A 4249-nucleotide genomic window follows, 5' to 3' on the forward strand; every position below is an offset into this window, starting at 1 on the left:
CTCGCCGGCGTCACCACGGCGATCGCGACCTGTGGCACGGCATTCGGCACCGAGCACATCAAGGTGCTGCGCCGGGTGATGGGGGACGACTCCAGCTCCGGCGAGGTCGTGTTCACGTTCGATGGCGATGAGGCCGGGCAGAAGGCCGCGCTGCGCGCGTTTAGTGAAGACGATCGCTTCAACGCCCAGACCTTCGTCGCCGTCGCTCCCAACGGCCTGGACCCGTGCGATCTGCGTCTGCAGCGCGGGGATGCTGCCGTGCGAGGGCTGATGGACGCCAAGGTTCCGATGTTCGAGTTCGCGATCGATCGCAAGCTCGCCGGCTTCGATCTCGCGACTGTTGAAGGGCAGGTCGGTGCGCTGCGCGCCGCAGCCCCCATCGTCGCCGAAATCCGTGACCGTCTGCTTCGGCCGGGCTATGAACGGGTGCTCGCCCGGCGGCTCGGCATGGATCCCACCGAGGTCCGTGCCGAGGTGGAGCGCGCCGCGCGCGGCGCGAACACCGCGAAGTCGAAATCGGAGACGCCGGTGCACGCGCAGGGGCAGGATGCCGCGCCGCCTGCCGTGCCGGCTGTGACGTTGGCGAGCCTTCCGCGGACGGCGGATGTCGCCGCGGAGCGTGGAATATTGATGGGCGCCCTGCAGTACGGGCACCAGGTCGATCAGGAGTTGCTCGCGCGCGCTCTGGGAACAGCCTTCCGCCACCCCGCACTGGAAGCCGTGCGCGAGAGCATTGCCGCAGCCCCCGACCGGACACGAGCCGGGTGGGCGATGGATGCCGTGAATGCCGTTCGCGAACCGTATCGGTCACTGGCCGGCGAACTGCTGATGAGTCCGTTCCCGGCAAAAGACGAAGCGGGAGCGGTGGCATCCACTGCCGACCTCACCAAGCGCATGATCGTGCGGGGCCTCGAACGCGAGAAGCAGGAACTGCTCGGTGCGATCCAGCGCGTCTCCGCCGACTCGGATGGCGGACGGGCGCTGCGGATGCGATTGCGTGACATCGATGCCGAGCGTCAACGCTTCGCCGAGTCGTAACCCGCCCTGCCGCGGCTGGCGCGAGAGGATGGACTAATGCCTCGTAGACCACACTCATCGCACGTGATCGACTGCTCGGACCTCGTCATCGACCGGGTCGGGCACAGCGGTCCCACGCGCGCGGTCGACGGCGTCACATTCGCGCTGCCGCCGGGGGAGCTGATCTGCGTCGCAGGACCTACGGGTTCGGGGAAATCCACTCTGGTTGCTGCCCTCGCCGGTTCCACAGACCCCTCCGTCCGCGTCGTCGGCGGGCACGCGGAGGTCTGTGGCGTCAATGTGCGAAAGCCGGGACGTCACCACCGTGAACTGACGTATCTCACGGGGTTTATCCCGCAGGGCGCTGGGGCAGATCTTCCACCGACTCTGACGGTGAGCGATGTGATCGCCGAACCGATCTTCATCCGCGAGAAGCGCGTGAACAGTAGGGCGCTGTCGATCCGAGTCGCAACCCTGCTCGACGAGATGCATCTGCCGCTGGGCACCGCCGCGAAGTTCCCGTACGAGCTCAGCGCCGGCATGCGTCAGCGCGTCGCGATCGCTCGCGCCTTCGTCCTGGAGCCGAAGGTGCTGATCGCGGATGAGCCGCTGGCCAATCTCGACCTCGAGGTGCGTCCGGTTGTTTTCGATGCGATCACTCGGCGCCGCAAGGAGCAGGGGATGGGCGCGCTGCTGGTGACGAACGACGCCGCGTTCATCCGTGAACTCAACGCCGAGACGCTGATGCTGCGCGGTGGCCACGTCGTCGCGCGCGGCGTCGGAAAGGACCTGCTCTGGGTCCCCGGCGCGGAGGCAGACTCACCTGGATGGTGACGCTCTCGGCGACACGCCCGACCGGGCCCGCCGATGTCACAGGCACCGTGGGGAGTTTGCTAGGATTGTGGAGTTGCCTCGGCGACGACGCATGATCCCCGATAGCTCAATTGGCAGAGCAGCCGGCTGTTAACCGGCAGGTTGTTGGTTCGAGTCCAACTCGGGGAGCAGAACGAAGAAGGCCCCGTCCGATGGACGGGGCCTTCTTCGTTACAGCATCCGATCAGACGCCAGCGCCCTTCAGGGAGCCGGTGACCTCGACGGGGTTCTCGCCGGACTCGTCGGGCTGGTAGATGACGCACTGGACGAGGCGATCGTTCGCCTGCGTCCAGGTCTCCTCCGTAGGAGTCATCCACCAGAAATCGAGCGACGACTCGTCGTAATCCGTGCCGACGAACTCGGTGAACGCGGGCACGCACTGCGCCTCGACCTCGGTCATGATGGCGTCATCGCTGGGAAGATCGGCACCTTCGAGCTCGAACTCGAAGAAGACCTCGTCCGCGTGCGGTTCCGAGCACGGAACGACATCGACATCTGTGATCTCACCCGTCGTATCGGACGACGGCATGCAGTCGCCGACCTTCAACGAGAAGACGTCGATGTTCGCCTCTTCGGTGACCTGATTGTCGTCATCGCGTTGGGCGTCCCCGCCGCCGCTACCCATGAAACCGTTCAGAACACTGCAGCCGCTGAGCGCAAGGCTCAAGGCGAGCGCCGACCCCGCGATTGCCATCGTGCGCTTGGTGCGCATTTTCATCATCGTCAAATTCCCCCTCCGGAAACGAAAGCAGGAAGAACACCCTGCCTATGAAAAGCCTATCCTTCTAGATCTTCGATCCCCGGCATCCAACTCGCGCCTGGACGCCCCCACCCGCGCTTTCGCGCGATTTTCTGCACGGTCTTCCAGTCGCTGTCGGAGAGCCGATCGACGTACAGGATGCCGTCGAGATGGTCGAACTCGTGCTGCATGATGCGTGCGCGCCACCCCTCGACTTCGATGCGCACGGCCGCACCATCGACGTCGATGCCGAAGACCAGGACGCGATCCGCGCGCCGCAGCGGGAATCGCTCGCCGGGGAAGGACAGGCATCCCTCGGACTCCTCGTCGGGGTCAGGAGAGCCGGGCTCTGGAGGTGACATCCACAGGACAGGATTGATGATCACGCCGCGCCACGGCCGCTCCTCGTCGTCCACATATGCGTACGTGTAGATGCGCAGGGGCACGCCGACCTGCGGAGCGGCGAGACCGACACCGGGAGCGGTGTCCATCGTCTCGAACATGTCCGCGACGAGCGTACGGATCTCGTCGGTGATCTCGACGACCTCAGCGGCGGGGGAGTGCAGAACAGGATCGCCCATGATGCGAATCGGAAGAACAGCCACGCCACAACCCTACTGTCCGCTGATCCCCGGGTAGGGTTCTATTGTGAGTTCCGGGGTGTGGATGTCGGTCGATGAGGTCAGCGAACAGTTGGTCGGTGCTTTTCAGAACCCCGCACTGCTGCTTGGCATTCCACTCGCACTCGCCGGTGCCGTCTTCATGTCATTCGGGGCGCAGTACCAGCACCGCGGTGTCACCAAGGTCGAACGGCTCAGCGGTTCGGATGGGGCGAGCGGTCTCAGCATGGCACAGGTCAAGGGGCTGCTGACCCGGCCCTCCTGGCTCCTCGGCACTTTGATGCTGGGCCTCGCGATCGTCTGCCAGCTCGCAGCACTGGCCGTCGCACCGCTGATCGTCGTGCAGCCGCTCGGAGCGATCGCCCTGGTGCTCACCACGCTCCTCAACGCCCACGTCTCCGGGCTGGCTCCCACGAAGAAATCCTTGACGTCGATCGTCGCCTGCGTCGGAGGCATCTTCCTGTTCGTGTTCCTCGCGGCGATCTTCGCCACAGAGAAGGACGTGACGACCGACAAACTCTTCATCATCCTCACGACCCTGCTCGTGGTGATCATCATTCTCGGTGCGTGCTGGGTGATTCTGCGGCACCGTATGCGGGCGCTGTTCTACGTGGTCGGCGCGGGCGTCCTCTACGGCTTCGTCGCCACCCTCGCCAAGGTGATCATCAAGCGCCTGCAGGCGGAGAACTTCGATTGGCTCACGCTCGTCTGCGTCATCGCCCTGATCGCCGCATCCGCGGTCGGCGCCTACTTCGTGCAGACCGCCTACAGCTCGGGCCCGCCTGACCTCGTCATAGCCGGACTCACCGTGGTCGACCCGATCGTCGCCGTCGTCATCGGAATCGTCGTTCTCGGCGAAGCCGCAGCCGCTCCGGTGTGGGCTCTGGTCGCCTTCGTCGTCATCGGAGCAGTGGCTGTATGGGGCGTGGTGGGGCTCGCCCGCTACCACCCGCAGGTGCTCAGCGACAGCCAGGACCTCGGCATCAAGCGGGGGAGCGAC

5 protein-coding genes and 1 tRNA gene are annotated in these 4249 nt (G+C 65.4%); 4 read left to right on the forward strand and 2 right to left on the reverse strand.

Annotation, left to right across the window (positions count from 1 at the left end; genetic code table 11):
- The 3 genes from ACTIAO_RS06675 to ACTIAO_RS06685 form a co-directional block, all read left to right on the forward strand.
- Positions 1 to 1038: toprim domain-containing protein (locus ACTIAO_RS06675; RefSeq protein ID WP_441905502.1), on the forward strand; the 1038-nt coding region annotated here is incomplete at its 5' end.
- A gap of 36 nt (positions 1039 to 1074) precedes the next feature.
- A complete protein-coding gene (locus ACTIAO_RS06680) occupies positions 1075 to 1851 on the forward strand; it encodes an ATP-binding cassette domain-containing protein (protein WP_441905503.1) in 777 nt (258 codons plus the stop codon).
- A gap of 95 nt (positions 1852 to 1946) precedes the next feature.
- Positions 1947 to 2019: transfer RNA gene (locus ACTIAO_RS06685), tRNA-Asn, on the forward strand.
- Between the two features lie 55 nt (positions 2020 to 2074).
- Here ACTIAO_RS06685 and ACTIAO_RS06690 read toward each other — a convergent pair.
- A complete protein-coding gene (locus ACTIAO_RS06690; RefSeq protein WP_441905504.1) occupies positions 2075 to 2602 on the reverse strand; it encodes a septum formation family protein in 528 nt (175 codons plus the stop codon).
- Positions 2603 to 2667: 65 nt separating this feature from the next.
- Positions 2668 to 3234, reverse strand: a complete 567-nt coding sequence (gene def, locus ACTIAO_RS06695) for a peptide deformylase (RefSeq protein ID WP_441905505.1) — start codon at positions 3232 to 3234, stop codon at positions 2668 to 2670.
- Positions 3235 to 3295: 61 nt separating this feature from the next.
- Between def and ACTIAO_RS06700 the strand changes: the two genes are divergently transcribed.
- The coding region (locus ACTIAO_RS06700; protein WP_441905571.1) for a DMT family transporter at positions 3296 to 4249 on the forward strand (954 nt) is incomplete at its 3' end.

Origin of the sequence: Microbacterium sp. (assembly GCF_052099035.1) — a bacterium.
Classification (GTDB): Bacteria; Actinomycetota; Actinomycetes; order Actinomycetales; family Microbacteriaceae; genus Microbacterium.